At 65.2% G+C, this 428-nt stretch carries 1 pseudogene (running past one end of the window); it reads right to left on the reverse strand.

Annotated features, from left to right (window positions below):
- Positions 1-428 (reverse strand): annotated as a pseudogene (locus tag ACFE99_RS24690) (condensation domain-containing protein); its annotated part runs 1,035 nt beyond the window's last position; the annotation flags it as partial.

Raw genomic sequence — 428 nt, forward strand, 5'->3', positions numbered from 1 at the left:
CCCCAGATAGTTGAACCCGATCGGCGGGTCGGAACCTTCCAAATCAACATCGGGGTTCACATACCGCAACAACCCATAGGTCAGCGGGTGCGGCAGGGCGCGCAGCTGCTCCTTGGCGCTCTTGATCCCCGCCCCTAGCGAAGCCGCGCCGACGGCCACCTGCGCCCAATCGAGCCCACCGACCGTCAACGCCACCGGGTACTTGGTGGTAAACCAGCCCACCGTGCGGGACAGATCAATATCGGCGCCCAGCTCCTCATGGCGCCCATGGCCCTCCACGTCGATACCGATCGGCGCGCCGGGGTTGCCTACAAATTCCGCCACCGCCCACGCGAACCCGATCAACAAAATGTCTTGCACCCCGGCATGAAACGCCGCCGGCACCTCACCCAGCAGTATGCGGGTGGTCTCGACGTCCAGCCGGGGGT

The sequence above is a fragment of the uncultured Mycobacterium sp. genome, from assembly GCF_964249325.1.
Taxonomy (GTDB): Bacteria; Actinomycetota; Actinomycetes; order Mycobacteriales; family Mycobacteriaceae; genus Mycobacterium.